28 protein-coding genes are annotated in these 26617 nt (G+C 66.6%); 9 read left to right on the top strand and 19 right to left on the bottom strand.

Going from position 1 to position 26617, the window contains the following annotated elements:
* Position 1: 1 nt before the first annotated feature.
* Complete coding sequence (locus ACO05N_RS16330) at positions 2 to 2299, bottom strand: hypothetical protein (protein ID WP_422058044.1); 2298 nt, start codon at positions 2297 to 2299, stop codon at positions 2 to 4.
* A gap of 81 nt (positions 2300 to 2380) precedes the next feature.
* Here ACO05N_RS16330 and ACO05N_RS16325 point away from each other — a divergent pair, with 81 nt between their 5' ends.
* Positions 2381 to 2674: an Hpt domain-containing protein gene (locus ACO05N_RS16325; RefSeq protein ID WP_300493697.1), complete on the top strand. Its 294-nt coding sequence runs from the start codon at positions 2381 to 2383 to the stop codon at positions 2672 to 2674.
* Positions 2675 to 2967: 293 nt separating this feature from the next.
* Here the strand turns inward: ACO05N_RS16325 and ACO05N_RS16320 are convergent, their stop codons facing one another.
* Together ACO05N_RS16320 and ACO05N_RS16315 are read right to left on the bottom strand one after the other, a co-directional pair.
* On the bottom strand, positions 2968 to 3192 hold the full coding sequence (locus ACO05N_RS16320) for a hypothetical protein (protein WP_422058043.1): 225 nt from the start codon (positions 3190 to 3192) through the stop codon (positions 2968 to 2970).
* A gap of 149 nt (positions 3193 to 3341) precedes the next feature.
* Positions 3342 to 4712 carry a M28 family peptidase gene (locus tag ACO05N_RS16315; RefSeq protein ID WP_422058042.1) on the bottom strand — a complete coding sequence of 457 codons (1371 nt, stop codon included), beginning with the start codon at positions 4710 to 4712 and terminating at the stop codon, positions 3342 to 3344.
* An 83-nt stretch (positions 4713 to 4795) separates the two neighbouring features.
* On the opposite strand from ACO05N_RS16315, the gene ACO05N_RS16310 reads away from it, so the two are divergent.
* Positions 4796 to 5272, top strand: coding sequence for a hypothetical protein (locus tag ACO05N_RS16310; RefSeq protein ID WP_422058041.1), 477 nt, complete (start codon positions 4796 to 4798; stop codon positions 5270 to 5272).
* Positions 5273 to 5348: 76 nt separating this feature from the next.
* Positions 5349 to 7028, top strand: a complete 1680-nt coding sequence (ettA, locus tag ACO05N_RS16305; RefSeq protein ID WP_422058040.1) for an energy-dependent translational throttle protein EttA — start codon at positions 5349 to 5351, stop codon at positions 7026 to 7028.
* Positions 7029 to 7123: 95 nt separating this feature from the next.
* On the opposite strand, the gene nadA is transcribed toward ettA, so the two are convergent.
* The 9 genes from nadA to ACO05N_RS16260 form a co-directional block, all read right to left on the bottom strand.
* Positions 7124 to 8122, bottom strand: coding sequence for a quinolinate synthase NadA (nadA, locus tag ACO05N_RS16300; protein WP_422058039.1), 999 nt, complete (start codon positions 8120 to 8122; stop codon positions 7124 to 7126).
* Positions 8123 to 8172: 50 nt separating this feature from the next.
* Complete coding sequence (locus ACO05N_RS16295; protein ID WP_422058038.1) at positions 8173 to 8874, bottom strand: hypothetical protein; 702 nt, start codon at positions 8872 to 8874, stop codon at positions 8173 to 8175.
* Between the two features lie 138 nt (positions 8875 to 9012).
* Positions 9013 to 9753 carry a DUF4230 domain-containing protein gene (locus ACO05N_RS16290; RefSeq protein ID WP_422058037.1) on the bottom strand — a complete coding sequence of 247 codons (741 nt, stop codon included), beginning with the start codon at positions 9751 to 9753 and terminating at the stop codon, positions 9013 to 9015.
* Positions 9735 to 10592, bottom strand: a complete 858-nt coding sequence (locus ACO05N_RS16285; protein WP_422058036.1) for an MBL fold metallo-hydrolase — start codon at positions 10590 to 10592, stop codon at positions 9735 to 9737. The genes ACO05N_RS16290 and ACO05N_RS16285 overlap by 19 nt, the downstream gene beginning before the upstream one ends.
* Positions 10593 to 10731: 139 nt before the next feature.
* A complete protein-coding gene (locus tag ACO05N_RS16280) occupies positions 10732 to 12339 on the bottom strand; it encodes a M56 family metallopeptidase (protein WP_422058035.1) in 1608 nt (535 codons plus the stop codon).
* Entirely contained in the window at positions 12336 to 12704 is a 369-nt protein-coding gene (locus ACO05N_RS16275; RefSeq protein WP_066661983.1) for a BlaI/MecI/CopY family transcriptional regulator, read from the bottom strand. The genes ACO05N_RS16280 and ACO05N_RS16275 overlap by 4 nt, the downstream gene beginning before the upstream one ends.
* Before the next feature lie 366 nt (positions 12705 to 13070).
* Complete coding sequence (gene grxD / locus ACO05N_RS16270) at positions 13071 to 13400, bottom strand: Grx4 family monothiol glutaredoxin (protein ID WP_422058034.1); 330 nt, start codon at positions 13398 to 13400, stop codon at positions 13071 to 13073.
* Between the two features lie 2 nt (positions 13401 to 13402).
* Positions 13403 to 13645: a BolA/IbaG family iron-sulfur metabolism protein gene (locus tag ACO05N_RS16265; RefSeq protein WP_066661979.1), complete on the bottom strand. Its 243-nt coding sequence runs from the start codon at positions 13643 to 13645 to the stop codon at positions 13403 to 13405.
* A gap of 2 nt (positions 13646 to 13647) precedes the next feature.
* Positions 13648 to 13971 carry a DUF1476 domain-containing protein gene (locus ACO05N_RS16260; protein ID WP_422058771.1) on the bottom strand — a complete coding sequence of 108 codons (324 nt, stop codon included), beginning with the start codon at positions 13969 to 13971 and terminating at the stop codon, positions 13648 to 13650.
* Between the two features lie 136 nt (positions 13972 to 14107).
* Here ACO05N_RS16260 and nadC point away from each other — a divergent pair, with 136 nt between their 5' ends.
* Entirely contained in the window at positions 14108 to 14953 is an 846-nt protein-coding gene (nadC, locus tag ACO05N_RS16255; protein WP_422058033.1) for a carboxylating nicotinate-nucleotide diphosphorylase, read from the top strand.
* Positions 14954 to 14991: 38 nt separating this feature from the next.
* Positions 14992 to 15441 carry a hypothetical protein gene (locus ACO05N_RS16250; protein ID WP_422058032.1) on the top strand — a complete coding sequence of 150 codons (450 nt, stop codon included), beginning with the start codon at positions 14992 to 14994 and terminating at the stop codon, positions 15439 to 15441.
* Between the two features lie 68 nt (positions 15442 to 15509).
* Here ACO05N_RS16250 and ACO05N_RS16245 read toward each other — a convergent pair whose 3' ends face one another.
* From ACO05N_RS16245 to miaA, 6 genes are all read right to left on the bottom strand, one after another.
* Positions 15510 to 15908 carry a DUF4112 domain-containing protein gene (locus ACO05N_RS16245; protein WP_422058031.1) on the bottom strand — a complete coding sequence of 133 codons (399 nt, stop codon included), beginning with the start codon at positions 15906 to 15908 and terminating at the stop codon, positions 15510 to 15512.
* A 30-nt stretch (positions 15909 to 15938) separates the two neighbouring features.
* Positions 15939 to 17399, bottom strand: coding sequence for an ABC transporter substrate-binding protein (locus tag ACO05N_RS16240; RefSeq protein ID WP_422058030.1), 1461 nt, complete (start codon positions 17397 to 17399; stop codon positions 15939 to 15941).
* Positions 17400 to 17453: 54 nt separating this feature from the next.
* Positions 17454 to 18473, bottom strand: a complete 1020-nt coding sequence (ilvC, locus tag ACO05N_RS16235; protein WP_422058029.1) for a ketol-acid reductoisomerase — start codon at positions 18471 to 18473, stop codon at positions 17454 to 17456.
* Positions 18474 to 18587: 114 nt separating this feature from the next.
* Positions 18588 to 19103 (bottom strand): acetolactate synthase small subunit, encoded by a 516-nt coding sequence (gene ilvN, locus ACO05N_RS16230; protein ID WP_422058028.1) that lies wholly within the window; start codon positions 19101 to 19103, stop codon positions 18588 to 18590.
* Between the two features lie 4 nt (positions 19104 to 19107).
* Positions 19108 to 20868: an acetolactate synthase 3 large subunit gene (locus ACO05N_RS16225; RefSeq protein ID WP_422058027.1), complete on the bottom strand. Its 1761-nt coding sequence runs from the start codon at positions 20866 to 20868 to the stop codon at positions 19108 to 19110.
* Between the two features lie 86 nt (positions 20869 to 20954).
* Positions 20955 to 21884 (bottom strand): tRNA (adenosine(37)-N6)-dimethylallyltransferase MiaA, encoded by a 930-nt coding sequence (miaA, locus tag ACO05N_RS16220; RefSeq protein WP_422058026.1) that lies wholly within the window; start codon positions 21882 to 21884, stop codon positions 20955 to 20957.
* Here miaA and serB point away from each other — a divergent pair.
* A complete protein-coding gene (gene serB, locus ACO05N_RS16215) occupies positions 21877 to 22755 on the top strand; it encodes a phosphoserine phosphatase SerB (protein WP_422058025.1) in 879 nt (292 codons plus the stop codon). The two genes, miaA and serB, sit on opposite strands and share 8 nt — an antisense overlap.
* A gap of 40 nt (positions 22756 to 22795) precedes the next feature.
* Here serB and ACO05N_RS16210 read toward each other — a convergent pair whose 3' ends face one another.
* Positions 22796 to 23806 (bottom strand): SPOR domain-containing protein, encoded by a 1011-nt coding sequence (locus tag ACO05N_RS16210; RefSeq protein ID WP_422058024.1) that lies wholly within the window; start codon positions 23804 to 23806, stop codon positions 22796 to 22798.
* Positions 23807 to 23990: 184 nt separating this feature from the next.
* Here ACO05N_RS16210 and ACO05N_RS16205 point away from each other — a divergent pair, with 184 nt between their 5' ends.
* The 3 genes from ACO05N_RS16205 to ACO05N_RS16195 are packed head-to-tail and all read left to right on the top strand — an operon-like array spanning position 23991 to position 26576.
* Complete coding sequence (locus ACO05N_RS16205) at positions 23991 to 24713, top strand: ParA family protein (RefSeq protein WP_294017893.1); 723 nt, start codon at positions 23991 to 23993, stop codon at positions 24711 to 24713.
* Positions 24713 to 25231, top strand: coding sequence for a hypothetical protein (locus ACO05N_RS16200; RefSeq protein WP_422058023.1), 519 nt, complete (start codon positions 24713 to 24715; stop codon positions 25229 to 25231). The genes ACO05N_RS16205 and ACO05N_RS16200 overlap by 1 nt, the downstream gene beginning before the upstream one ends.
* 19 nt (positions 25232 to 25250) lie before the next feature.
* Entirely contained in the window at positions 25251 to 26576 is a 1326-nt protein-coding gene (locus tag ACO05N_RS16195) for a tetratricopeptide repeat protein (RefSeq protein WP_422058022.1), read from the top strand.
* Positions 26577 to 26617 lie beyond the last annotated feature (41 nt).

Genomic DNA, 26617 nt, shown 5'->3' with positions numbered 1-26617 from the left:
CCTACCCCCGCAGCCGTTCGATCGCCTGTGCCAGCGCCACGTAGAGCTTGCCCATGTCGGATGAGAGCAACGTCACGCCCAGCGGCGCGCCGTCGCGCAGGGCGAGCACCTGACGCAGCATCGCTTCGAAATCATGGATGTAGCGATTGACCTGCTCGCGGAAGTCGGGGTCGCCTTCGTAGAGCGAGGACACTTCGCGTGCCTGGCCGCTGTCGAGCAGGCGGACGGCTCGGCGGGTGAAGACGCCGCGGTCGCCCTTCAGATATGCCGCCCAGGCGCTATCGGACACTTCGTGCGCGAATGCCTTGGAGATGTCGATCGAGGCGGAGTTGAGCGCTTCGACCAGAAGCGACACGCGGCGCGCGAAATTGTCACGATCGGCATTTTCGCGTTCGGCGCGGGCCTCATCGATCCGCGCTTCGACCTGTGCCGAGGCGTCGTGGATCGACAGCATCTGCTGCGCGAGGCGCTCGCTGGCGCGCGCGGCGGCGTTGACCGCGCCCTGCGTCACTTCGCCCAGTTCGATCAGCTGGGTGCGCACGCTCGCGTCAAGCGCACGGCGCAGCGCGGCGGAACCGGCATCCTCGAGCTGGCGGGTCGCTTCGGGCACGATGCTGGCGAGCGCGGCGCGGGCCTGATCGGACGCGGCATTGGCGGTTTCGCGGATGCGGAGCAGCGCGTCGACCAGCTCGGGTGCAGCTTCATCGGCGAAGCGGCGGGCGTTGGCGATGGCGCGATCGACGACATCCTCCAGCTGCGCGGTCTTGGCCTGGCCATCTTCGAGCGATTCGAGCAGCGACGCCTGGGTCTTTGCGAGCATGTCGCGCTGCGTGCGGACGACGTCGGCGATCGCCTCGATCGCGTCGTGGGTGCTTTCTGCGGCGGTGACGAGCGCGAGAAGTTCGGGCTTGGACGCGGCGATGACGCCACGCGTCGTGCCGATCCGCTGCTCAAGGCGCACCAGTGCCTCGGGCATCGTCTCGTCCATCTCGCGCGCCGACGCGTCGAGCGCGGTGAGCAGTTCCTCGGCGGTCGCGATGACGCGGCGGGCGGTGGCGTCGCCGTCACGCAGCGTTTCGGTCATCGCGCCTGCCGAGCTGTCCAGCGCGCTGATCGCTGCGGACAGCGCCTGCGTGCGCTCCATGCCATGGCTGTGCAATGCCGAGAGCTGGCCATCCGCCTGAGCGATGCCACCGGTGACCGACGCGAGCAGGATGTCGACGCGGGTCTGTTCCTCGCCCAGCCGGTCGGCGATGCGACCGATCGTCTCCTCGACCTCACCGATGCGCGCGCCGACCGTGTCGATGCTGTCGCGCCCGGCCTTGTCGAGCGAGGCCTGATTGGCGGCGAGCATGGCGAGCATCGCCTCGCCCTGCGCGGCGATGCCCTTGCGCGCTTCGTCCACGGCAGCGGCGGCGCGATCGAGCATGGCGTCTACGGTTTCCGACATGCTGGCGGCTACGCCCTCCAGCCTGGTGCCCGCATTCTCGCTGGTCGCCTCCATGCGCGCGATATGCGCGGCGAGGCGCTGGGCGGCGCCTCCGGCAATCACGTCCGCCTCCCGCCCGCGCTCGGCCAGCGCAGCGAGCTGCGCGTCGAGAGCAGAGGCATGTTCGCTGGCCTTCAGCCCCGCCGCGTCGAGCGTCGCGGCGATACCAGTCATGTCCTCATGGGCGCGAGGGAGGGAGGACAGGACGATTCCCACGCTCTTTTCGGCAGAGACGCCGCTGTCGATCAGCTTCTGCGCGCTGTCGGCAACCGCCCGCGCTTCGGCGGCCATGCCGTTGGAGATGGCCTGAAGTCGCTCGGCGGCGCGGTCGCCCATCGCCATCAGCGCGGTGGTCTGATCGGCGAGTTCGGCGCGGTTCGCCTCGATCTTGCGCGCGAGGGTTGCGACGACGCGTTCCAGGCTGGCAGCTTCGGCGCGCATCGCGCGGGCCGTGTTGCCGAACCGGCGGGCTTCCGCCGCGCTGTTGCGCTGGACAAGCAGCCACACGATCCCGATCAACGCAGGCGGCACGCACAGCGCGGCGATCAGCTGGATCAGATCGGCGGGCGGGGGCGGGGCGGCGAAGACCGGCTGGAGCAGCCATCCGGCGATGCCGATCCATGCCAGCACCAGGCCACAAGCAAGCGTGGCGGCGAGCCATGGCGTGCGCAGGCGCGGCTCCGCAGCATCGATATCGGGCTCCGGCTCCAGCTCCGCCGCGGGCGGTTCTACCGCTTCATCGACGAGCAGCAGTTCGTCGTCCGCATCGTCGAGCGGACGTGGCCCGATCTTGTTCGTTCCCCCGTTCATCGTCCCGGTTTAGCACAATCGCACCATCGCCGCCTAGCATTGTGAAACCACTCATTAAGCACGCCGAATCTAGAGTCGGGCATGGCGTATGATCCCGGTGCAATCGATGCGACTCTGGCGGCGGCGGTGGGCGATGAGCCCGGGCTGATCGCGGAGCTTCGCGGGGCGTTCCTCGAAAGCGCGAAGCGCGCGCTGGAGGGGTTGGCCAAGGCCGATGATCCGGAAGGCTGGCGCAGCGCGGCGTTGCGGCTCAAGGGACTAGCGGCAAGCTTTGGCGCGATCCGGCTGATGGCGCTTGCCCAGGATGCGGCGGACGCGCCCGCCGGCGATCGCGCGGTGCTGCGCAAGATCGAGCGCGCGGTGGAGCGGCTCTAAGTCGCTGCAAGGGGCATGCGGAAGCGCGTGACGAACATCGCCGACCTCTTCGCGTTGAACCCATTCGAAGGCTGAACTCAGACCCGGTTGGGCGCGGCAACCGACGGAGCCGACGCTGCGTCGATCGTAGCCAGGGGGCAAGTCGATCGGGCCCATCAATGGTCGGTCGAACGCCGTCGAGCATCGACCGGCGCCGTCCCGGCAGCAGTCGCGAGCCATGAAAAAAAGGGCGCCCCCGCGGGGACGCCCTTTCGATTCGACCGGCTCAGGCGAGCCGGGAAGCCGAACCGGAATTAGCCAGCGACGTTGTCGGCAGCTGCTTCCAGGTTGTCGGCAGCGTTCTCAGCCGCGTCCTCGACGACTTCGTTGGTCGCGTTGTCGGCAATCATTTCCATGTTGTCGGCTTCCGCTTCCATGCCGGCAGCGACGTTCTCGGCGGTGTTGTTCGCGGCAGGCGTGTTGCAAGCGGCGAGCGACATCAGGCCGGTCGCGGCAGCGACGATGAGGATCTTCTTCATTCGTTTGCTCCCAAGCAAAGCTATTTCGGTTCGCCCCGGCCCGATTGCCGTGCGAGTTAGTCGGAATAGCGCCCGTTACGCGTCCGTCAATGGAAATTCATCTGTCAGCAAGGTTTGCGGCCAGCCGAAATGGTGCGGTGCATCACAGGTCACCGCACCGGACCGATGCCTTCCGGGGCGTTGGCGACTACAGCCAGCATGGCCGTCCACGCCGCGACGTTCTGGCGCAGCTGGACCGGGTCGACCTTGTCGAGTGTATCATCCGGCGTGTGGTGAAGGTCGAAATAGCGGCTGCCATCCTGTTGCAAATCGATGCCCGCGACGCCGGAGGCGATCAAGGCAGAGACATCCGCGCCACCGCTGGCGCGTTCGCGGCCCCGACTGATTCCCAGCGGGGCGAGCGCCGCCGCTACGCGGTCACCGACCGTCTTGGCGCTATCGGGCAGTTTGAAATCGACCCGCCAGACGCGGTCCGCGCCGAAATCCGATTCGGCGGCAAGCGCGTGATTCTCGCCTTTGTGCGCGTCGAAATAGGCCTTGCCGCCGAACACGCCGACTTCCTCGGCGCCCGCCCACAGGATGCGGATCGTACGGCGCGGCGTGCCGGCATCCATGATCCGCTTCGCCGCAGCGGCGACAATGCCGCAGCCGGTGGCGTCGTCGAACGCGCCGGTGCCGAGGTCCCAGCTGTCAAGGTGGCACGCGACCACGACCATACCGGCGGCGGGGTCGCTGCCCGGCACTTCGGCGATGACGTTACCCGATTCGGTGGTGCCGATCTGGCGCGGGGTCAGGGTCAGCCTGACCTTCACCGGCTGGCCGCGCTGCAGGATGCGTTCCAGCTGCTCGGCATCGGGCAGCGACAGGGCAGCGGCGGGGATCGGGGCGACGCCATCGGCAAAATTGGTGACGCCGGTATGCGGGTTGCGGTGATAGTCGGTACCAATCGAGCGAATCAGGATCGCCGCCGCGCCCTTGCGCGCCGCGACGGTCGGCCCGCTGCGCCGGGCGGCACCGAAGGCGCCATATTGAGATCCGTCCTGGGTACGGGCCATGCCGTGGCTGACGAACGCGATCTTGCCCTTGAGGCTGCCGTCGGGCGCGGCGTTGAGCGCGGCGAGGTCCGGGAAATACACAATCTCGGCCTCAAGCCCCTTGGCGGCGGTTGCCCCTGAATTGCCGAGCGCGGTCAGGTGCAGTGGCTGAGGGAAAGGGGCGAGTACCTCCAGCGTTTCCACGCCGCGTACCCAGGTCTTCATTTCAAATTGCTCGTTGCGGACATTCTTGAAGCCGAGCGCGGTCAGCTTCTTGATCGCCCAGACGCGGGCACGTGCCTCCGCCTCGGTCCCGGCGAGGCGCGGTCCGACTTCGGTAGTCAGCCCCTCGGTGATTTCATAGGCCAGATCGTCCTTGAGAGCGGCATCGCGCAGGGCGGCCGGGTCCATCATCTGCGCGGAGGCGGTGGCGGGAAACGCAACGAGGGCGGTCGCTGCAGCGAGGCGGGTGAGGCGGTGCATCATGCCGCTACTCCTAGAATCCCGAAACGCATCCGTCATGGGCCGAAAATCCTCCCGATCGACAAAAACCGCATTAGGTCAGGCTGATGGACGACCAGTCAGACATGATCGAACGGATCGTCGCGTTCGTGCGTGGTATCGGAATTTCGGTTACCGAGGATGCGGTCGCGGCCGATTCGTTTCTGTCGGCCGTCGCGGTGGTGAAGGGGGGAGTGGTGGTAGATCGCGCGCGCCTGCAATGGCCGGGCGACATCCTGCACGAGGCGGGGCATCTCGCGGTGCTGGAGGCCGACGCACGCGGCGGCGCCGTGCCGGACGACCGCGCGCTGGAGTTGGCGGCGATGGCTTGGTCCTATGCCGCGGCGGTGGAGCTGGGCATCGACCCCGGCGTCGTGTTTCACACGGGTGGCTATCACGGGCGCGGACCGAGCCTGGCACAGACCTATGCGATGGGACTCTATGTCGGCCTGCCGGAGCTGGTCGCGGCGGGGATGGCGCACGGTCCGCTGACTGCGCCGGAGGGTGCGCCGGTCTATCCCGCGATGGTCCGCTGGCTGCGCTGATTGCGTTGACGGCGTGCCATCGCTACATCGCGCGTCAATCCCAGACCCGTTCGTTCGATTTTTTCGGAGACCATAAGTGGCCGCCCAATACGCATTTGTCATGAAGGACATGACCAAGTCCTTCCCCGGCGCGCAAAAGCCGGTGCTGAGCAACATCAACCTGCAATTCTATCAGGGCGCGAAGATCGGCATCGTCGGCCCGAACGGCGCGGGCAAGTCGACCCTGATCAAGATCATGGCCGGCATCGACAAGGATTTCAGCGGCGAGGCATGGCCGGGTGAGAATATCACCGTCGGCTATCTGGAGCAGGAGCCGCAGCTCGACCCGAGCAAGTCGGTGCTGGAGAACGTGAAGGACGGCGCGCGCGAGACCGCCGACCTTGTCGAGCGCTTCAACGCGATTTCGGCCGAGATGGGTGATCCCAAGGACGACACCGACTTCGACGCGCTGATGGAAGAGATGGGCGACCTTCAGGCCAAGATCGACGCAGTCGACGGCTGGAGCCTCGACAACCAGCTCGAGATCGCGATGGAGGCACTGCGCTGCCCGCCGGGCGACTGGTCGGTCGAGAATCTGTCGGGCGGTGAAAAGCGGCGCGTCGCGCTCACCCGCCTGCTGATCCAGAAGCCGTCGATCCTGCTGCTCGACGAACCGACCAACCATCTCGACGCTGAAAGCGTCAAGTGGCTGGAAAACCACCTCAAAGAATATGCCGGCGCGGTGCTGATGATCACCCACGACCGCTATTTCCTCGACAATGTGGTCGACTGGATCCTCGAGCTCGATCGCGGAAAGTATTTCCCGTACGAGGGCAATTACTCGACCTATCTGGAAAAGAAGGCCAAGCGCCTGGAGCAGGAGGACCGCGAGGCCACCGGTCGCCAAAAGGCGATCAAGGACGAGCTGGAGTGGATTCGCGCCGGCGTGAAGGGGCGCCAGACCAAGTCCAAGGCGCGTATCTCGAAGTTCGAACAGCTGGTCGAAGCGCAGCAGAATCGCACGCCGGGCAAGGCACAGATCGTCATCCAGGTGCCGGAGCGGCTTGGCGGCAAGGTGATCGAGGTCGAGAACCTGTCGAAATCCTATGGCGACAAACTGCTGTTCGAAAACCTGTCGTTCACACTGCCGGCGGGCGGCATCGTCGGCGTGATCGGCCCGAACGGCGCGGGCAAGTCGACCTTGTTCAAGCTGATCACCGGCCAGGAACAGCCCGACGAAGGCAAGATCGAGGTCGGCACCACGGTACGTCTGGGCTATGTCGACCAGAGCCGCGATCACCTCAACCCTGCCAACAATGTCTGGGAAGAAATCTCCGACGGGCTCGATTACATGAAGGTCAACGGCCACGACCAGTCGACCCGCGCCTATGTCGGCGCGTTCAACTTCAAGGGCCAGGACCAGCAGAAGAATGTCGGCAAGCTGTCGGGCGGTGAGCGCAACCGGGTCAACATCGCCAAGATGCTGAAGCGCGGCGGCAACGTGCTGCTGCTCGACGAACCAACCAACGACCTCGACGTCGAAACGCTCGGCGCGCTGGAAGAGGCGATCGAGAATTTCGCGGGCTGCGCCGTGGTCATCAGCCACGATCGCTTCTTCCTCGACCGTCTCGCCACCCACATCCTCGCCTTCGAGGGCAATTCGCACGTCGAATGGTTCGAGGGCAATTTCGAGGCGTATGAGGAGGACAAGCGCCGCCGCCTGGGCGATGCGGCGGATCGTCCGACGCGCTTGGCGTACAAGAAACTGACGCGCTAAGCTGCACGTTCGGGTCGTTGCGCTGCCCCGGCCGCTTGCGGTCGGGGCAGCGTGCAGCGCCCGCGTTGACCGGTCACCGCGACTGGCGGCGAGGCTCAGTCGCCGGTGACGCGCAGCGGGCCGAGGTCGCCGAGACCCACCGTGCCGCTTGCCATGGCCAGCATCCGATCAAGACTCTTCTTGGCCTTGAGCCGGATATCCTCGGCAATCTCGATCCGCGGTTCGAGGTCGCGCAGCGCCACGTAGAGCTTTTCCAGCGTGTTGAGCGCCATGTAGGGGCAGATGTTGCAGTTGCAGTTGCCGTCCGCACCGGGGGCGCCGATGAAGGTTTTTTCCGGGACCGCCTTTTCCATCTGGTGAATGATGTGCGGTTCGGTCGCGACGATCAGCGTGTCGCCGTCGAAATCCTTGGCGAACTGCAGGATCCCGCTGGTCGATCCGACATAATCGGCGTGGTCGAGCACGTGCGGCGGGCATTCGGGGTGCGCAGCGACGGGGGCGTTGGGGTGCTGGGCCTTGAGCTTGAGCAGCTCGGTCTCGCTGAACGCCTCATGCACGATGCACACGCCCGGCCACAGCAGCATGTCGCGGCCCATCTTGCGGTTGATATAGCCGCCCAGATGCTTGTCGGGGCCGAAGATGATCTTCTGCTCCGGCGGGATCTGGCTGAGGATCTTTTCCGCCGACGAACTGGTGACGATGATGTCGCTGAGCGCCTTCACCTCGACCGAGCAGTTGATGTAGGTCAGGGCAATATGGTCGGGATGCTGCGCGCGGAACGCGGCGAACTGATCGGGCGGGCAGCTGTCCTCCAGGCTGCAGCCGGCGTTCATATCAGGCAGGATCACCACCTTGTCCGGCGACAGGATCTTAGCGGTTTCGGCCATGAACCGCACGCCGCAGAATGCGATCACCTCGGCATCGGTCTCCGCCGCCTTGCGGCTCAACTCCAGGCTGTCGCCGACGAAATCGGCAAGGTCCTGGATCTCCGGCTTCTGGTAATAATGCGCCAGGATGACCGCGTTGCGCTCCTTGCGCAGGCGGTCGATCTCCGCGCGGATGTCGATGCCGGACAGGTCGGTGCGTGCGTTCATCGTGAGGCCCTCTGATTCGAGGGCTCACATGGCCTTGTCGGGCACGCGGTTCAACCCATTGGCGGCATCGCGCCGAACTCGAGCGGTGCAACGGTCGCACCCGGCGTGCCTGCGGTGACCCAGCTGTAGATCGCATCGCCGAGCGGCGAATAGACGATCGCCTCGGTCCCGGCCATCACTGCCAGGATTGTTCCGATCCCCCACCACCACGCGCGATGGACACGCCCGTTGCGCACCATATCGCGGATCATCCCGGCGATCGGAAACGTGAGCCCGCAGACCATCGCGATCTGATAGGCCCAGGGGATCATGAACGGCATGGGCAGCAGCCGCCCGAAGCCGGGTCCCAGCAGCGTCGCCATCGCGCATAGATGCAGGCGGCGGTGCCAGTCGCTGCGTTTGCGCATCGCGACTGCCGCGCTGGTCAGGCCGGAGAAGAGCAGCACGACCAGCGGATTGGCGATGAGGAAATGCTGTGGGCGGAAGAAGAACGGCGCCTGCGCAGCCTGTATCCGCCAGATGATGACCGCGAACCCCGCGACCACCATCGCCGCGACCCAGCCAGCGGCGATCCAGCCCAGGCGGCGGTGGAGCGCGATCGGACCGCGGGTGCCGAGGAACGTCTGGGCGACATACAGTAAGACCCAGCCGAAGAAGATCACGCCATGAACGTGGACGAACAGCGGTGCGCTGAAGTTGGATCGCCCCATCGCCAAATGGATGCTGAACCCGGAAACTAGGATAAGCGCCATGAGGATTGCGCTGACTTCAAAGAAACGCGAATCACGCGTGCGCGCATACGCCGCGTCGTTGGCTAAAGTCGCCATAAGCTGCCCCCGCAACCAGTCTATGGGGGCGCCAATACCATATTGCCGTCGCAGAGTGAACGCCTAGTTTGCGTTTGGTTCGGGCTGTTCGCGTTCGCGCATCACCTGATCGACCGGCTTGGACATGTCCCAGCGTTCGCCGTCGCGCAGCGTGCGCTCGGGCGGGAAGGTCACGACGACGCGGACCTCTCCCATTCCGGCTGCGGCGAGAGGCTGGGCCAGCAGGCGGGCGATGGCGGCGCGGCCCAGTTCGCGGGCTTGTGCCATCCGCTCCGGGCTCTTCGCCTCGCGCTCGGCAACTGCGGTCGCGCGGGCTGATGTGCTTTTGCTCAGCGCTTCGGCGGCTTCGCGCGTGACGAACAGGCCCTTAGTCTCGACCAGCGTTCGGCGGCCTTCATCGGTATTGGCCGGCGCGGCGGTGACGTCGGGTGCGTCGACGATCAGCGTGCGGGTCTGGCCGTTCCATTGCAGATCATCGGCGTCGAGCCGCGACACATCGACGAAATAGCTGACCGAATAGGGCATCTTCACGACCTGGTCGCTGCGCAACAGGCCGAGGCCGCGGGTGTCACTCGCGGTCGCCTGGACCGTGCCGGTCAGCTCGGCCACTTTGAGCGTTCCGGCGCCATCGAGGCGCGCGGTCACGATTTGCGTCACCGGATCGCCGCCATCGGCGGGCAGGGTTTCGAGCCGCGTCTCGGCGAAGCGATCCCAGGATATCCACGCGGCCGCGGCGATGACGGCAAGCGCGGCGGTCGCCAGCAGGATGCGAAGGGGGCGGTCCGTCACGCTGCGCTGAGCCATTGACCGTTTTCCTCCGTCGCCAGCCCGCGATTCCGCAGGTCGATCAGGTGCGCCAGGACCGAGCGCCCGGCGGCGCCGGTGAGCCGCGGGTCGAGTCCCACATACATGCGGGATACCATGTCCGGGATCGCAACGACGCGTTGGTCCAGCAGGCGCAGGATCTGGCCCTCGCGCTGCTTGCGATGGCCCATCATGCCGCGCGCCAGGCGCTGGGGTGTGGTCACCTCCGGCCCGTGGGCGGGATAATAGACGCGGTCATCGCGAGCGAGCAGCTTGTCGAGGCTGGCCATATAGGCGCCCATGTCGCCATCGGGCGGTGCCACGACGCTGGTCGACCAGCCCATGATATGATCGCCGGTGAACAGTGCCCCGCTTTCGATCAGCGCGAAGCACAGATGGTTGGAGGTGTGGCCTGGGGTTGCGACCGCTTCAAGCGTCCAGCCATCGCCGGACACGCGCTGACCGTCGGACAGCACATGGTCGGGCGCATAGTCGCGATCGAAGGCCGCATCGGAGCGCGGTCCGTCGTCGTCGAGTGCGAGCGGGGCGCAGCCGATGATCGGCGCTCCGGTCGCGGCGGCGAGCGGACGGCTGGCGGGACTATGGTCGCGATGGGTGTGGGTGCACAGGATCGCGCGCACCGGTCGTCCGGCGATGGCCGCGATCAGCGCATCGAGATGCTCGGGCAGATCGGGGCCGGGATCGATCACCGCGAGGTCGGTTGTGCCAACAAGGTAGGTCTGTGTGCCCGTATAGGTGAAGGGGGAGGGGTTGGCTGCCAGCACGCGCGCCACCAGCGCTTCAAGCTGTATCGCCACGCCGGTTGCCGCATCATCCATAAGCCCGAAATGGCGGTTCATCGCGGTCTGCACAACCCCGAAGGACGCGCGAACGGGCCGACCGCGTGAAGGGCGCGCGGCCGGCCCTGGTGGCCCATTGCGCGGTGATGGGCTTGCCGCGCAATGGTCCGCTTCGCGATCAGTCCTTGTCGGCTGCTTCCAATTCCCGCATCGCTTCATCGATGCCGTTGAGCGCTGCGGATTTCTGTGCGGCGCTCAGTTCGGTCTGCGCTTCGATCGAGCGGCGGGCCATCTTGAGGCCCATCATGGCGTGACGCTTGCCCATGTCGGCGCTGGCGATTGCCATGGCCTGGGCGCGCCGCGCATGCGCCTCTGCACCCTTGGCCTCGGCTGCCGCAGCGTCGGCGCGCATTTCGATGCGGTCGGTGCAGAGCACGATCTTGCGCTTGTCGCCATTGCGGGTCTCGATCTTGACATCGTCGTCCTTTGATCCGCCGCACTTCATCGACTTGACCTCAACGTTGATGTCCATGTCCATGTCGCCGGTCCAGGAGAACGCCGTGCCGTCGCGGTCCGTTCGAACCACGCGGGTCTCCGTCTTGACGTCCTTGCCGCCCCTGCGCTCGACCACGACGGTGCGGTGGACGCGCTGTTCCTTGCTCACTTGAGGAGCGTCGGGTGCATCGGGCGCGGAGAGCGCCTCGGGAGCGGTTGGCGCCTCTGGCGCCTCGGGGGCGACGGGCGCGGCCGGCGGCATCGGTGCGTCGGCCTGGGTCATCGCAGCGCCTGCGCCCGAGGCGGTGAGCGCCAGGCCGGACAAAGTCAGTGCCGCGGCGCCGGCAATTCCGATGGTGACGCGCGCGCGCGACTTGGGATTGTGTTTCGAGAGCATTTTGAGCCTCCCCTTGAGTTCGTTGACGGTGTGTAGGTGGCAAGCTGCCGAGACCGCACCCCCATGCGCGGACTTGACGATGGCGCGGCCATAGGCATGGCGCAGCGCCGGTGCGCGGCCCGAGAGCACCAAGGCATCACAGGCCAGCTCCTGGTCGGCGCGGAAGGCGCGGAACGCCCGCCATGCGACCGGGTTGAACCAATGGAGCGCGAGCACGACCAGCGCGATCCAGTTGGCGATCAGGTCACCACGCAAATGGTGCCCGAGTTCGTGGGCGAGCGCGAGGTTGCGCTCGACCGGGTCATAACGCTCCGCGAAATCCCGCGGAAACGCGACATATTTGCGCCAGATGCCAAAGGCGAGCGGGCCGGTGGCCGCATCGGTTTCGATGACATGGACGCGCCCGTCGGCAACGGTGCGGCGAACTTCCGCCTTGCGCATCAGATTGGCGCAGAAGCGGCTGTGCGCGATCAGATGGTAGCCGATGAAGATCAGCGCGCCGATCGCCCACACCCCGATCAGCAACAGCGCGATATTCGGACCATCGGCCACCGTGGTGGGCGGGACCAGCGCCAGATCGGCCTGATGTCCGGCGAGCTCGAACTGCGCCTGGAGCAGTGCCTGATCGATCACGACCGACGGCGCGGTTTCGGCGTTGAGGACGCCGACCGCGACGCCCGGCCCCTGCTCCGCGCTGTGCGTCAGCCCGCCGAGCAGTTCGGTGAAGCTCCACGCGCCGGGCAAGGGCGGCATCACGAGACGCAGCACCGGTAACAGCCATAGCGCGTAGGCGATGTTGGGACCGAACTGTTCGCGGACCGGTTTGCGCAGCCCCAGGACCAGCAGCATCAGCAGCGTGGTGGCGACGCAGGTTTCAATCATCCAGGCGATCATTGCTTGAGCTCCTTCAGCAGAGCCTCAATCTCGGCAATGTCCTGATCGGTCAGCGCGTCGCGCTCGGCGAGGTGCGCGACCAGCGGGGTGAGCTTGCCTCCAAACAGTCGGTCGATCAGGCGACGCGACTCACCCTCGACATAGTCGCCGCGCTCGACCAGCGGGCGGTATTGATAGCGGCGGCCATCCTCATCGGCGGCGATGACGTTCTTGGCGAGCAGGCGGCCGAGCAACGTCTTGACCGTATTGGCGCTCCAGCCGCGCGACGGTGCCACGCGCTCGACCACATCCTGGGCGGCGAGCGGGGACTCGTCCCACAGCACCTCCATCACCGCATGCTCGGCTTCGCTGATTCGCTCGGTCATCGCATCCCTCTTTGACTACGGGTGTAATCGCTTCGATCACATCTGTAGTCAATGGGCTGAACGCGCGATGAATGATGTTCAGGAGCGGGTAGGTGGGAAAAGTGTCGGAAAAACTGACAGCTTCGCCGAGCGGCAGATTTCGTTAACCAGCGTCATGCGCGGATGTGCGTGGTTCACGCGATCTGGCACGCGCGGTGCAACACTGCTGGCATATGTGTTCACCGTCAGGTGCGACGCTTCAGGGGCGGGTGGCTTTCGGGCCGTCCGCCCTTTCCCGTTGTGGCGATGTCGAGTGCATTGGCCGGCGATGCACGCCGAAAAAGCGGGCCGCACGCTGGCGACCCGCGCAATCAGGATCGCCGCCGATCAGGCCGCGGCGACGCCCTTGTCTTCGAGCAGCTGGGCAAGCTCGCCGCTCTCATACATTTCCATCATGATGTCGGACCCGCCAACGAACTCGCCCTTCACATAGAGCTGAGGGATGGTCGGCCAGTCGGAAAACGCCTTGATGCCCTGACGGACTTCCTGGTCCTGCAGCACGTCGACGCTGCCGAATTCCACGCCGAGATGGTTGAGGATCGACACGGCGCGGTTCGAGAAGCCGCACTGCGGGAACAGCGGCGTGCCCTTCATGAAGAGCAGCACGTCGTTCGAATCGACGAGAGTCTGGATGCGGGCATTGGTATCGTCGGTCATGGTCATTCACTCCCCGCCGGCACGGCGGTGGTCAGCTGGAGCGCGTGCAGCACGCCCCCCATCCGACCGCCGAGTGCGGCATATACAGCCTGGTGCTGCCGCACGCGCGGCATTCCCCGGAAACTCTCACTCGTTACCCGCGCGGCATAATGATCGCCATCGCCGGCAAGGTCGGTGATCTCTACCGCCGCATCCGGGATGCCGGCGCGGATCAGCGCCTCGATCTCGCTCGCCGCCATCGGCATGATTACTGCGCTTCCATCAGCTGGCGACGGGCTTCGACCGTCATTTCCTCAACGGCGGCGCGCACGGCGGCGTCGTCGACTTCGACCCCTGCAGCGGTCAGGTCGCCCAGCAGCTTGCGGATTACGTCCTCGTCGCCCGATTCCTCGAAATCGGCCTGGACTACGGCCTTGGCATAGGCGTCCGTCTCCTCGGCGGTCAGCGCCATCTTCGCCGCCGCCCATTGGCCGAGCAGGCGGTTGCGCCGCGCGGTCACGCGAAACGCCATTTCCTCGTCCCGGGCATATTTGGCTTCGAACGCGCGTTCGCGGTCGTCGAAGGTGGTCATATTGGTTACCCCTAAAAGTGTTTCGCCATGGAAATAGGGGCGGGCCGCGCGCATGGCAACGGGCGCAAGGCCGCTGACCGACATTGCCCCCGCCGGGCGGCGGCGGTAGGCGGCGGCGCAGGTTTCAGGAGTCACCATGTCCGTGTTTCAGCTCGATGGGTTCGATCTCGACGCATTCGTCGCCGCAACGCTGGCGGAGGACGTTGGTGCCGGCGATGTCACGGCGCAGGCGGTCATTCCGCCCGATGCGGTGTTCGACGGCGTGATGGACAGCCGCGATGCGGTGGTCGTGGCCGGGCTACCGATCGCCGCGGCATTTTTCCGCGCGCTCGATCCGGCGGTCGAGATCGAGATCCTTGCGGCAGAGGGCGAGACGGTTGCGGGGGGAAGCGACCTGATGCGGCTGCGCGGCAATGCGCGGGCGTTGCTGACCGCCGAGCGTTCCGCGCTCAACACGGTCCAGCATCTGTCAGGGATCGCGACGATGACGCGAGCTTATGTCGACGCGATGGCGGGGGGCGGCGCGACGTTGCTCGACACGCGCAAGACGATCCCGGGCCTGCGCCGGCTGGAGAAATATGCGACGCGGATGGGCGGGGCGCAGAACCACCGCATGGGTCTGTGGGACGCGGCGATGATCAAGGACAATCACGTCGCGGTTGCCGGATCGGTGCAAGAGGCCGTGGCGCGGGCAGTGCGCGCCGGGATCGCCGCGATCATCGTCGAGGTCGACCGGATCGATCAGATCGAACCGGCACTGGCGGCTGGAGCGACGCACTTGCTGCTCGACAATATGGGGCCGGCGCTGCTGCGCGAAGCGGTCGCGCTGGTCACAGGACGCGTGCCGACCGAGGCATCGGGCGGGATCCGACTCGACACGATCGCCGCGATCGCCGCGACCGGGGTCACTTATATCAGCGTCGGGCGGCTCACCCAATCGGCGCCGGCGGTCGACATCGGGCTGGACTTCGCCCCGGCCTGACGCCAAGCATCTGGCCGATCAAGGGGGAGGCAACCATCATGCGACCGCAGTCGATCATCCGGTTCGAACAGGCCTATCTGGCGTCGGTCGCCGTGTGGGCTGTCAACTCGGCGCTTGGCTGGCGCGCGCAGATTTCGGCCGTCGATTCGTCGTTTGCGCGCATGCCCGAGATGATCCCCGCGATGCAGGGTCTGCTGATCGGACTAACCCTGTTCGTGTTGTTCGTCTCGCTGCTGCTTTGGTATTTCACCGCGCGCAAGGCGAGCGAGGTCGCGAAGTGGATCATCGTAGCCCTTTTTGGGCTTTCGGCGGTGGGCCTGCCCTTTACCCTAGCGGGGTTCAAGCAGACCGGCATCGTGCCAGCCGCGCTCAACGTGATGACGTTTGCGCTCAACGCCGTCGCTGTGTGGATGCTGTTCCGGCCCGATGCCGCGGCATGGTTTCGTGCGAGCGATGGCAGCGTACCACCACCGCCGCCGGTTGCCTGATCCGGTTAGCGGTGTTTCGGAACCGTTGAAGCGGCTTGGCCGGCGATCGGGGCCGACGCAATTCCGCTCTAGCGATCGATCGTCGCGGTCGCCGGGTGGTGCTTGTCGAGATGCCGCCTGATGATCCGCAGGTTGCGCGAATTCGAGCGGTAGAAAAAGTCGGCGACGTCACCCACGCCCGGGATCAGGCCGATCAGCCAGTCGAAACCGACATTGCCAGCCATGCGCAGCATGGCGCCGCGTGACATGCCGATATTGCGTGCCTCCCAGATCATGTAGAGGCCCATCGCCGCCGCGATCACATCGCCACCGACCGGAATCAGGCCGATCAGCGCATCAAGGCCGACGGTCTGGCGCGTGCCGGGAATGGTAAAGCTGCGCTCCAGCAGCTTTTCCATCGCCGTGACCCGCTGGCGCACCGATTGCGGATCGCGACCGACCGGAAAGGCGCCTGGAGTGCGTTGCATGCGGGTCGCCTTGGCCATGTCGGTCCTCCCTTACGGTTCGCGCAGATGGGTCAGCGGATGCCAGGCGCGGGGGTTCGTCTGAAACGCCCGGAGCCTGAGGGCCGCCACCGACCAGCGCAGCGGTTGTGCGACCGGGATATAGCGATGCGCAGCCGTAAGCGCGAGGTCCGCTTCGGCGATGCGGCGTGAACGGTCCGCCAGGGTCGGCGCGTCGCGTGCCGCGTCGATCACCGCAGCCAGATCCTCGGGGCACCGGCGGCAGGCGGTGGCGAGATACCAGCGGCCACTGTCATAGGGAGCGACCGCATCGACCAGACGCAGATCGGCGTCCTCGCTCTCGGCAACCCAGGCGGGTTGCAGGCCGATCGCGCGCAGATCGCGCCGAAGGCTATACCAGACCAGCTTGGTCCCCAGGCTGCGCGGCATGGCGATGCGGATGACCGGCGATGCGTCGGGATTGGCGGCGCGCCACGCGGTCACCAGGTTGCGCGCAAGGATGCGCCGCGCGTCCAGCGATTGCGGGAGCCATGCAGGAGCGGCCGGCGCTGCCGCCGAGTCGAGTTGCGCGGGCAGCAGCGTTTCGACCGGTGTCCATTGGGGACGGAAACGCGCGGTCAGCGCCGCGCGGTCGATCGCCATCGCAAGCGCCGCGCGATTGGCCGGATCGGCGGTGAAGCCTTCTTCCGAGACAACCGCCAGCCCGAACAGGCCGACAGCGGGGTCGATGCGCAAATTGGCTGGCGCGATCCCCGCATGGTCGAGCAGCGGCCAGTCGTGGAAGCTCCCGCCAAGGATGAGGTCGGACTCGCGCGCCGCGAACCGCGCCAACGCGACTGCCGCACGTTCGCCGATAAGCCGGACATTGTCTGCAGCTTCGGGCGCTGCGGCATTTTCGATCGCCGCATAGGGATCGGGCACAGGGCGAAGCAGTGGGCTGCCGCCGCCTTCCGCACCGGCCCGGAGTGGTCCCGTTCCGGAGAGGCGGGGGCGACGCAGGATGGCGAATTCCGGCTGGGCGAACAGTTTCAGCAGGTCGGGGCGCGGGTGTTTCAGCCGGACTTCGATCACCTGCGGGGTCATTTCGACGACTTCGTCGATCACCGCGACGAACGGCGTCAGGGGTGAACGCGCGCGCGGCGCAATCGCCGTGCGCAGGCTCGCGACGACGTCGGCAGCGGTCACGTTGGTTCCGTCAGGCCATTCGGCTTTGCGGATACGAAAGATGTAGCTGCGGCCCTCGTCGCTGACGATCCAGCGTTCCGCCACACCCGGCTCGATCCCGCCATTCGCGTCGAAGCGGACCAGCCCCTGCGCCGTGGCACCGAGCAGCACGGCGTCGGGCAAGTCGAGCGTGGCGCGCGCGGGATCGCGCAAGGTCGCCGGGTCGCCGATGGCGCTCACCACGACCGGCACGTCGTCGGGTCGCCGCTCCTGACAGCCGCCCGCGATCAGCGCGAGCGCGACGGCGAAGGGCAGGGCGGGGGAGCGCATGGCTCCAGCTTTATGGAGGCGGGGCGGGGAATCCAACCCCGCCCCGGCTTTCGGTCAGTTCTTTTCCTTGTCCACCAGCTTGTTCGCGCCGATCCACGGCATCATCGCGCGCAGCTCGCTGCCGACCTGCTCGATCGGATGCGCGGCGGCGGCCTTGCGGCTCGCCTTCAGCTCGGGCTGACCGGCGCGGTTGTCGAGGACGAAGTCCTTGACGAAGCGGCCCGACTGGATGTCGGCGAGCACGCGCTTCATTTCGGCCTTGGTCTCGTCGGTGATGATGCGCGGGCCCGTCTTGATGTCACCATATTCGGCGGTGTTCGAGATCGAGTAGCGCATGTTGGCGATGCCGCCCTCATAGAGCAGGTCGACGATCAGCTTGGTCTCGTGCAGGCACTCGAAATAAGCCATTTCGGGGGCATAGCCCGCCTCGACCAGAGTCTCGAACCCGGCCTGGATCAGGTGGGTGATGCCGCCGCACAGAACCGCCTGCTCGCCGAACAGGTCGGTCTCGCACTCTTCCTTGAAGTTGGTTTCGATGATGCCCGAACGGCCGCCACCGACGCCGCTGGCATAGGCGAGGGCGACGTCATGCGCGTTGCCGGTCGCATCCTGATGGATTGCAATCAGGCAGGGGACGCCGCCGCCGCGGACATATTCGCTGCGCACGGTGTGGCCCGGGCCCTTGGGCGCGATCATGATGACGTCGATGTCCGCCGGCGGTTCGATCAGGCCGAAATGGACGTTGAGGCCATGGGCGAAGGCGAGCGCGGCGCCCGGCTTCATGTGACCCTTGATGTCATGTTCCCAGATTGCGGCCTGATGTTCGTCGGGCGCCAGAATCATCAGGATATCGGCCCATTTCGCCGCTTCGGTGGTAGACATGACCTTGAAGCCCGCGCCGTCCGCCTTCTTGGCGGTCGCCGAACCGGCACGCAGCGCGATCGCCACTTCGCCAACGCCGCTGTCGCGCAAATTCTGGGCATGGGCATGGCCCTGGCTGCCATAGCCGACAATGGCGATCTTCTTGCCGGTGATCAGGTTCAGGTCGGCGTCACGATCGTAATAGACACGCATGTTCTTCTTCCCTTTGGTCCGGGCTCGTCACCCCGGCGAAAGCCGGGGTCTCCCGTGGTTATGCCGTGCGCTTGCCGCGCAAGACCCCGGCTTTCGCAGGGGTGACGGATTGATTCAGGCCGCCTCACGTCCCCGTGCGATGGCGACGATGCCGGTCCGGGCGACTTCGATCAGGCCGACTTCGCTCATCAGTTCGATGAACTTGTCGATCTTTTCGGTGGTGCCGGTCACTTCGAACACGAAGCTGGAGATGGTCGCATCGACCACGCGGGCGCGATAGACTTCGGACAGGCGCAGCGCCTCGATCCGGTGGTCGCCGGTGCCCGCTACCTTGACCAGCGCCAGCTCGCGCTCGACATGATCGCCCTCGGCAGTGAGATCGTGGACCTTGTGTACAGGCACGAGGCGGTCGAGCTGCGACACGATCTGCTCCAGCACGTGCGGGCTCGCGCTGGTGACGATGGTGATGCGGCTGACCGACTTGTCGTCGGTGATCTCGCTCACCGTCAGGCTCTCGATGTTGTAGCCGCGCGCGGTGAACAGACCGGCGATCCGGGCGAGGATGCCCGGTTCGTTGTCGACGATGACGGCGAGCGTGTGCCGCTCGGCCTTCTCTTCCTTGATGTGCATGAGCTTAGACCAGCGCCTTGGCTTCGTCGTCCATTTCGCCGGAAACCTCGGCGGCCTGGAGGAGCATGTCGGTATGGGCGGCGCCCGACGGGATCATCGGGAAACAGTTGGCGAGTTTCGCGACGCGGCAGTCGACGATAACCGGCCCGTCATAGGCCAGCATGTCGGCGATTCCCGCGTCGAGCTGATCGCGATGCTCGATCAGAATGCCCTTCCACCCATAGGCTTCGGCGAGCTTGACGAAATCGGGCAGCGAGTCGCTGTAGCTCTCCGAATAGCGGCTGGAATAGGTCAGTTCCTGCCATTGGCGGACCATCCCCATATATTCGTTGTTCAAGATGAAGATCTTGACCGGCAGGCGATACTGGGTCGCGGTCGCCAGCTCCTGGATGTTCATCTGGATCGACGCTTCGCCGGCGATGTCGATCACCAGCGCTTTGGGGTTGCCCAACTGCGCGCCGATCGCGGCGGGCAGGCCGTAGCCCATTGTGCCCAGACCACCCGACGTCAGCCACTTGTTGGGCGCTTCGAAATGGAAGTGCTGCGCGGCCCACATCTGATGCTGGCCGACCTCGGTCGTGATGATTGGGGCCTGGTCGCGCGTCGCCTCCCACAGCGCCTGGATCGCGCGCTGCGGCATGATCGTGCTGGCGTCGATGCCGGGGCCTTCCTCGGGGAAGTCTAGGCACTTGACCGCGCGCCATCCTTCGATGCGGCGCCACCATTCGGACAGGTCGGGCTTGGGATGCTGGCGCGCCTTCCAGATACGCAGCATGTCCTCGAGCGCGTGGCCGACATCGGCGACGATCGGCAGGTCGACGCGCACCGTCTTGTTCATCGACGAGCGGTCGATATCGATATGGATCTTCTTCGCATGCGGCGCGAAGGCGTCGAGCCGTCCGGTCACGCGATCGTCGAAGCGCGCGCCGACCGCGATGATCAGGTCGGCCTGATTCATCGCATAATTGGCTTCATAGGTGCCATGCATGCCGAGCATGCCGAGCCACTGGTCCGACGAAGCGGGGAAGGCGCCAAGGCCCATCAGCGTCGAGGTGACCGGTGCGCCGGTGATCTTCGCCAGCTCGCGCAGCAGCTGCGACGCGCCGGGTCCGGAGTTGATGACGCCGCCGCCGGTGTAGAAGACCGGTCGTTCCGCCGCCGCCAGCATCTCCACCGCCGCTTCGATCAACGCCTTGTCGGCCTTGACCTGCGGGCGATAGGTCTTGTGCTGGATCGGGCCGGGCTTGCTGTAACGCGCGGTCGCAATCTGGACGTCCTTGGGGATGTCAATCACGACCGGACCGGGGCGGCCCGAGGTGGCGATATGGAATGCCTCATGCACCACCGCGCCGAGCTGAGCGGGGTCCTTCACCAGATAATTATGCTTGGTGCAGTGGCGGGTGATACCGACCGTGTCCGCTTCCTGAAATGCGTCGCTGCCGATCAGGTGCGTCGGCACCTGGCCGGTGATGACGACCATCGGGATCGAATCCATCAGCGCATCGGTGATGCCGGTGACCGCATTGGTCGCGCCGGGGCCGGAGGTGACGAGCACGACGCCGGGCTTGCCGGTCGAGCGGGCATAGCCCTCCGCCGCGTGCGTCGCCGCCTGTTCGTGGCGGACGAGAATGTGGCGGATCTTCTTCTGTTTGAAGATCGCGTCGTAAATCGGGAGCACCGCGCCGCCGGGATAGCCGAACACGACCTCCACACCGAGGTCGACCAGCGCCTCGATCAGAATGTCTGCTCCGCTTTTCTCGGCCACGGTAGGTCTCCTGGTTTGCCGCAGTGCAATGCGACTGGGGGAAGCGCGCTGCTATGCGTATGAAAGATGCGTGTCAAGCAATACGTTTATACGATTCGTGCGAAATTTGACATCTGATTGATAATATCTGTCGAGTCAGTGCGTCGCCAATCGGCCGGCGGCTGGTGGCGCAACCAGGTATATTGGCGCTTTGCATATTGCCGCGTCGCCGCCTGCGCCCGTTCGAGCGCTTCTGCACGCCCGATCTCGCCGGCCAGCATCGCGGCGATCTCCGGCACGCCGATCGCCTTGCGCACCGGGGCTTCGGGGGGGATGTCGTCGCGGGCGAGCAGGGCAGCGACCTCGTCGATCGCACCGCCATCGAACATCGCGGCGAGCCGCCGGTCGCAGCGCTCAGTCAGCCATGCGCGGTCGGGGAGCAGGATGAGCGGGGCGAGGTCGATCTGGTCGCCGATGCCGCCGACCTTGGCCCGCTGCCACTCGGCCAGCGTGCGGCCGGTGGCGGTGACCACTTCCAGCGCGCGCGCGACGCGCGTGGTGTCGGCGGGGGCGAGGCGCGCCGCCGCATCGGGGTCGCGTTCGCTGAGTAGATCATAGGCCTGCGCCACGGGAAGCGTGCGGACCTCCGCCCGGATCGCGGGGTCGATGCCCGGGACCGGGGCGATACCATCGAGCAGCGTGCGGATATACATGCCGGTCCCGCCAACCAGAATCGGCAGGCTGTCGCGTCCCTGCGCCGCCGCGATCTCCGCCTTCGCCTCGGCCGCCCAGCGCGCTGCGGAATAATCGTCGGTGCCTGCGACATGGCCGAACAGCCTGTGGGGCGCCTGCGCTTCGTCCCGGGTCGAGGGGCGAGCGCTCAGCACGCGCAGCTCGGCATAGACCTGCGCCGAATCCGCGTTGATCACCGTGCCGCCAGTTGCCTGCGCGAGCGCGATCGCCAAAGCGGACTTGCCGCTGGCGGTCGGTCCTGCAATGAGCGCGACCCTTGGCCTGGAGGAGTGCGGCATGTTCATCGCAACGCTGATAGCAGCGGATCGGCTCGACGCGGGGGATATTTCCTCCGCGCTGGACAAGCTGGCTGATGCCGGGTGCGGACCGCGCGGCGTGGAGACGCTGGACGAAGGCAAGGCGAGCGACCTGTTCTTTGATACCGACCCCGGCGCAGCGCGCGCGGCACTGGAAGGTGCATGGGCGCGGGTGGACGTCGTCGTACAGCCTGTCGCGGGCCGCGAGAAGGCGCTGATTGTCGCCGATATGGACTCCACGATGATCACGGTCGAGTGCATCGACGAACTGGCCGACTATGCCGGGATCAAGGCGCAGATCGCCGAAGTGACCGAAGCGGCGATGCGTGGTGAACTGGATTTTGCCGAGGCGCTGGACGCACGGGTGGCTCTGCTGAAGGGGCTGGGCGCGGACGCGATCGACCGCTGTCTGGCCGAACGGGTACGGCTGATGCCCGGCGCGCGCACGCTGGTGCGGACGATGAAGGCGCGCGGGGCGACCGCGATCCTGGTGTCGGGCGGCTTTACGCGCTTCGCCGGCCCGGTCGGCGCACAGATTGGCTTCGACCGCGTGATTGCCAATGAGTTGCTGATCGATGGCGACGCGCTGACCGGGGCTGTGACCAAGCCTATCGTGGACTCATCGACCAAGGAAACGACACTGCTCGGCGCGATGGCAGAGCTGGGGTTGGACGCATCGGCGACGATGGCCGTTGGCGATGGCGCGAATGACCTGGCGATGATCCGTAAGGCTGGGCTTGGCGTAGCCTATCGCGCCAAGCCGATCGTAGCCGCTGCGGCAGGCGCGCGGATCGACCATGGCGATCTGACAGCCCTGCTCTATGCGCAGGGGATCGCGCGAGGGGATTGGGTGGCGTGAACCCGAGTTATCCTAACCCTGGCGGGGAAGGAGCTTGGGACTACTCCCGCACCGGAACGCAGGGGCTTAGGCCGCGACACGCGGCGCCGGCTTGGGCGCTGGAGGCGAAGGGGCCGACGAGCACCTTGGTCAAGCGACCGGACTTCACATAGCTGACCGCGCGGCCAGGGAAACGGCCGCCGACCTGTGACCACAGCTTCTGCGCATTGCCGGGTTCGCCGAAGGCGCCGAGCTGAAGCTTCCAGCCGCCGTCGCGGATGGCGGCGGTGGCCGTCACGGGGGGCGGGTTCGCCGGTTTCGGGGTCGGCCTGGGCGCAGGACGGACAATCGGTGGAGCGGGGCGCACTCCGGCGCTCTGCGTCGGCGCCGGGGTCGGCTCGCCCCGCTGATAGGCCGTGGACGGCGGGAGCTGGGCGCGCCCGACCGGAGCGGGCGGCGGGCTGCCGCGCGGCGGCTGCGCCGCTGCGATGCTCGGGCGACCGGCATCGCGTTCGTAGACGCGCGCCAGCTCCAACCCCTTTTGGCGGTCGGCCAAAGAAATATAGCCGTCCATCTGCGCCTGTGAGGTCGATGCCTGGGGCAGGCCCTGGGCGGCCGCGCGGACGATCAGGGCATAGGCGCGGACCCAGTCCTTGGTCACGGCGTCGCCATTGAACAGCATCGTGCCGAGTACATATTGCGCCCGCGGCGCACCCCGGGCAGCGGCCTTTTCGAGCCATTCAGCCGCCTGCAGCCGCTTGCCATTCTCGAACAGGGCGAGGCCGTAATTCTCCTCGGCCTGCGGGTGGCCCTGAAGCGCGGCCTTGCGATACCATTCCTCGGCCTGTGCAAGATCGGCCGGCACGCCGCGGCCGAACTTGTACGCCTGCCCCATGTTGAACTGCGCATCGGCGTCGCCCGCCACGGCCGGGCCGCGCCATTGCGCGACCGCCGTGCGATAATCGCCGCGCTGCCAGGCTTCGACACCGGCCTTTACATCGGCCTGTGCCAAAACCGGCGCGCAGACGAGCATCGCGCCGACCGCCGCCGCCGCCCAGATGATGTGCTTCATTCCGTCCGTTCCCCGATCCGCAACACGTGGATAATGCCAGTTAACCATAGCATGGCCAAGATATGCTTGCGCTTTGGTTAAGCCCGGCATGGGACAATCCGGTGCCGCGCTACCGTATTAACCCCTTCTTAGTTTCCCGATGGCATCCCCAAGGCTGGGCAACCGGGATTTTTTCGAGGGGTAGATGCGCGTACTAGCGATGGCATCACAAAAGGGTGGTTCGGGCAAAACCACGCTGAGCGGGCACCTGGCGGTGCAGGCGCAGCGGGCCGGCCATGGCCCCGTCGTTCTGATCGACATCGATCCGCAAGGGTCGCTGTCCGATTGGTGGAACGAGCGCGAGACCGATTTCCCGGCTTTTGCGCAGACCACGGTCGCCCGCCTCGCGGCCGATCTTGAGGTACTGCGCCAGCAGGGGTTCCGCCTTGCTGTGATCGACACTCCGCCCGCGATCACCATGGCGATCCAGAGCGTGATCCAGGTCGCGGAGCTGATCGTCATTCCGACCCGTCCATCACCGCACGACCTGCGCGCCGTCGGCGCCACGGTCGACCTGTGCGACCGCGCTGGCAAGCCGCTGATCTTCGTCGTCAACGCCGCGACGCCCAAGGCCAAGATTACCAGTGAAGCCGCCGTCGCGCTGTCGCAGCACGGCACCGTAGCGCCCGTGACGCTGCACCATCGCACCGATTTCGCCGCGTCGATGATCGACGGTCGCACCGTGATGGAGGTCGATCCGAACGGCAAGTCCGCCGCCGAGGTCACCGCCCTCTGGGCCTATATCAACGACCGGCTGGAGAAGAATTTCCGCCGCACCGTGTTCAGCGCCCCCGCCGTTGCGGCGGCGCCGCATGCCGCCTTTGCCGGGCGTCCGCAGGGTGGCTTTGGCCGCCGGGTGGTGAGCTGATGTTCGGCTCCGCCAAGCCCGCCGCGTCGCTGTCCTCGGGCCTGCTCGCCCGCAAGGGGCAGGCGCGCCCCGCGATGCGCCCGCAAGGTTTCGTCGGCCTCGATCCGGGGACCTCGCTCGACGATCTCGGCTGGAACGACATGGGCGGCGAGTTGCCCGCGCCCGCGCCGGTGGTCGAACCGGTGCCGCCGGTGCTTGCTCAGCGCCAGACGCTGGTCGAGGAATTCGCGCCGCCACCGCCCGTTGCCGCACCGGTCGCGCCTGAACCCGAAACGCCTGTGCGCCCTGTATCGACCGCCACCGCCGCCCGGATCGGGCGCGAGGTCGGCGCGCGCAAGGGCAAGGCGGCGTTCACGCTGCGGCTCGATCAAGACCGTCATCTCAAGCTGCGCCTTGCCTCGGCGGTCAATGGCCGCTCGGCGCAGGTCATCGTCACCGAGGCGCTCGATGCATTTCTCGAATCCTTGCCCGAACTGGGGGCGCTGGTCGACCGGCTGCCCGCGGGCAAGGCGCGCTGATCCAGGGGGACACAGAGCCATGAACCTTCGTCGCATTCTGACCGTATCGGTCTCTGCACTGGTGCTGGGTGCACCGATCGTGGGCGGTCCCACGCTGATCGGCGGCCTCGCCGTCGCCAGCGGCGGTGTCGAGACCGCCGATCTGCGCCGCGCCGCCAAGGAAGCGGCCGCCGCCACCAAGGCCCTTAAGAAGGGCGAGGGACAGAAGGCGGTGACCCATGCCGAGGCTGCGGTTACGCTCGACCCGCGCAATGGCGAATATCGCAAACTGCTGGGCGAAACCTATCTGTTCGCGGGCCGGTTCGTGTCGGCGGCGCAGGCGCTGAACGAGGCTCTGTCGCTCGATCCCGCCAATGGCCGCACCGCGCTCAACCTTGCCCTCGCGCAGATTGCGACGGGCGAATGGGACGTGGCCCGGCAAACGCTGGCAACGCATAGCGCGACGATCCCGGCAAGCGACCGCGGCCTGGCCATGGCGCTGGCGGGCGATCCCGCAGGTGCCGTGGCGCTGCTGATGGAGATTGCGCGCCAGCCCGGCGCTGATGCCAAAACGCGCCAGAACCTTGCGCTCAGCCTCGCGCTGGCGGGCCAGTGGCCGCAGGCACGCGCGATCGCCGCGCTCGACCTGTCGCCCGATCAGGTCGATGGCCGCATGATGCAATGGGCGAGCTTTGCGCGACCGCAGAACGCCTATGACCAGGTCGCCTCGCTGCTCGGCGTGACGCCGATCGCAGACCAGGGGCAGCCCGAGCGGCTGGCGTTGGCCCACGCGATGACCAGCGCGGTTGCCGCAACGCGCGTCGCCGATCCGGTCGAAACCTATATGCCCGGCCCAGCCCCGGTCGAAGCGGTTGCAGCAGCCGCAGCCGCGACGTCGGTGGATGTGGCGGCAATTGAAGTCACGCAGGGACCGTCGGTCACCGCGCCGAGCGGTCAGCAGATCGTCTTCGGCCCGCGTCAGGAAATCGTCCAGGCGCTCCCGACCCGCGCCGTGCGTGCCGAAACTTCGGTCGCCAGCGTCGGCGCGATCAAGCCGGTCCGGGTAGATGTTCCGTCCACCCAGCGTTTCGCGAAGGGCAGCTGGTATGTCCAGCTCGGTGCCTATGACAGCATCGGCGTCGCCCGTGACGCATGGGGCCGAATGGTGCGCCGCACGCCCGAGCTGAAGGGGATGACCCCGGCCAGCGCCGGTGTTTCGACCAAGGCGGGCGCGTTTCAGCGGCTGTCGGTCGGCGGGCTCGCCCGCGCTGATGCGGATGCGCTGTGCCGTGAAGTTCGTAGTGACGGCGGCAATTGCTTCGTGCGTCCTGCTGCAGGCGACAAGAAGGCCAGCTGGCTGCGCTGAGGCGGGGGCCGAACGAAAGATCAGAGGGCCGGGGGTGATTC

The organism is Sphingomonas sp. (assembly GCF_965227385.1).
Classification (GTDB): Bacteria; Pseudomonadota; Alphaproteobacteria; order Sphingomonadales; family Sphingomonadaceae; genus Sphingomonas.
The sequence above is the reverse complement of the archived record's forward strand: the minus strand, read 5'-3'. Positions and strand labels throughout refer to the sequence as shown.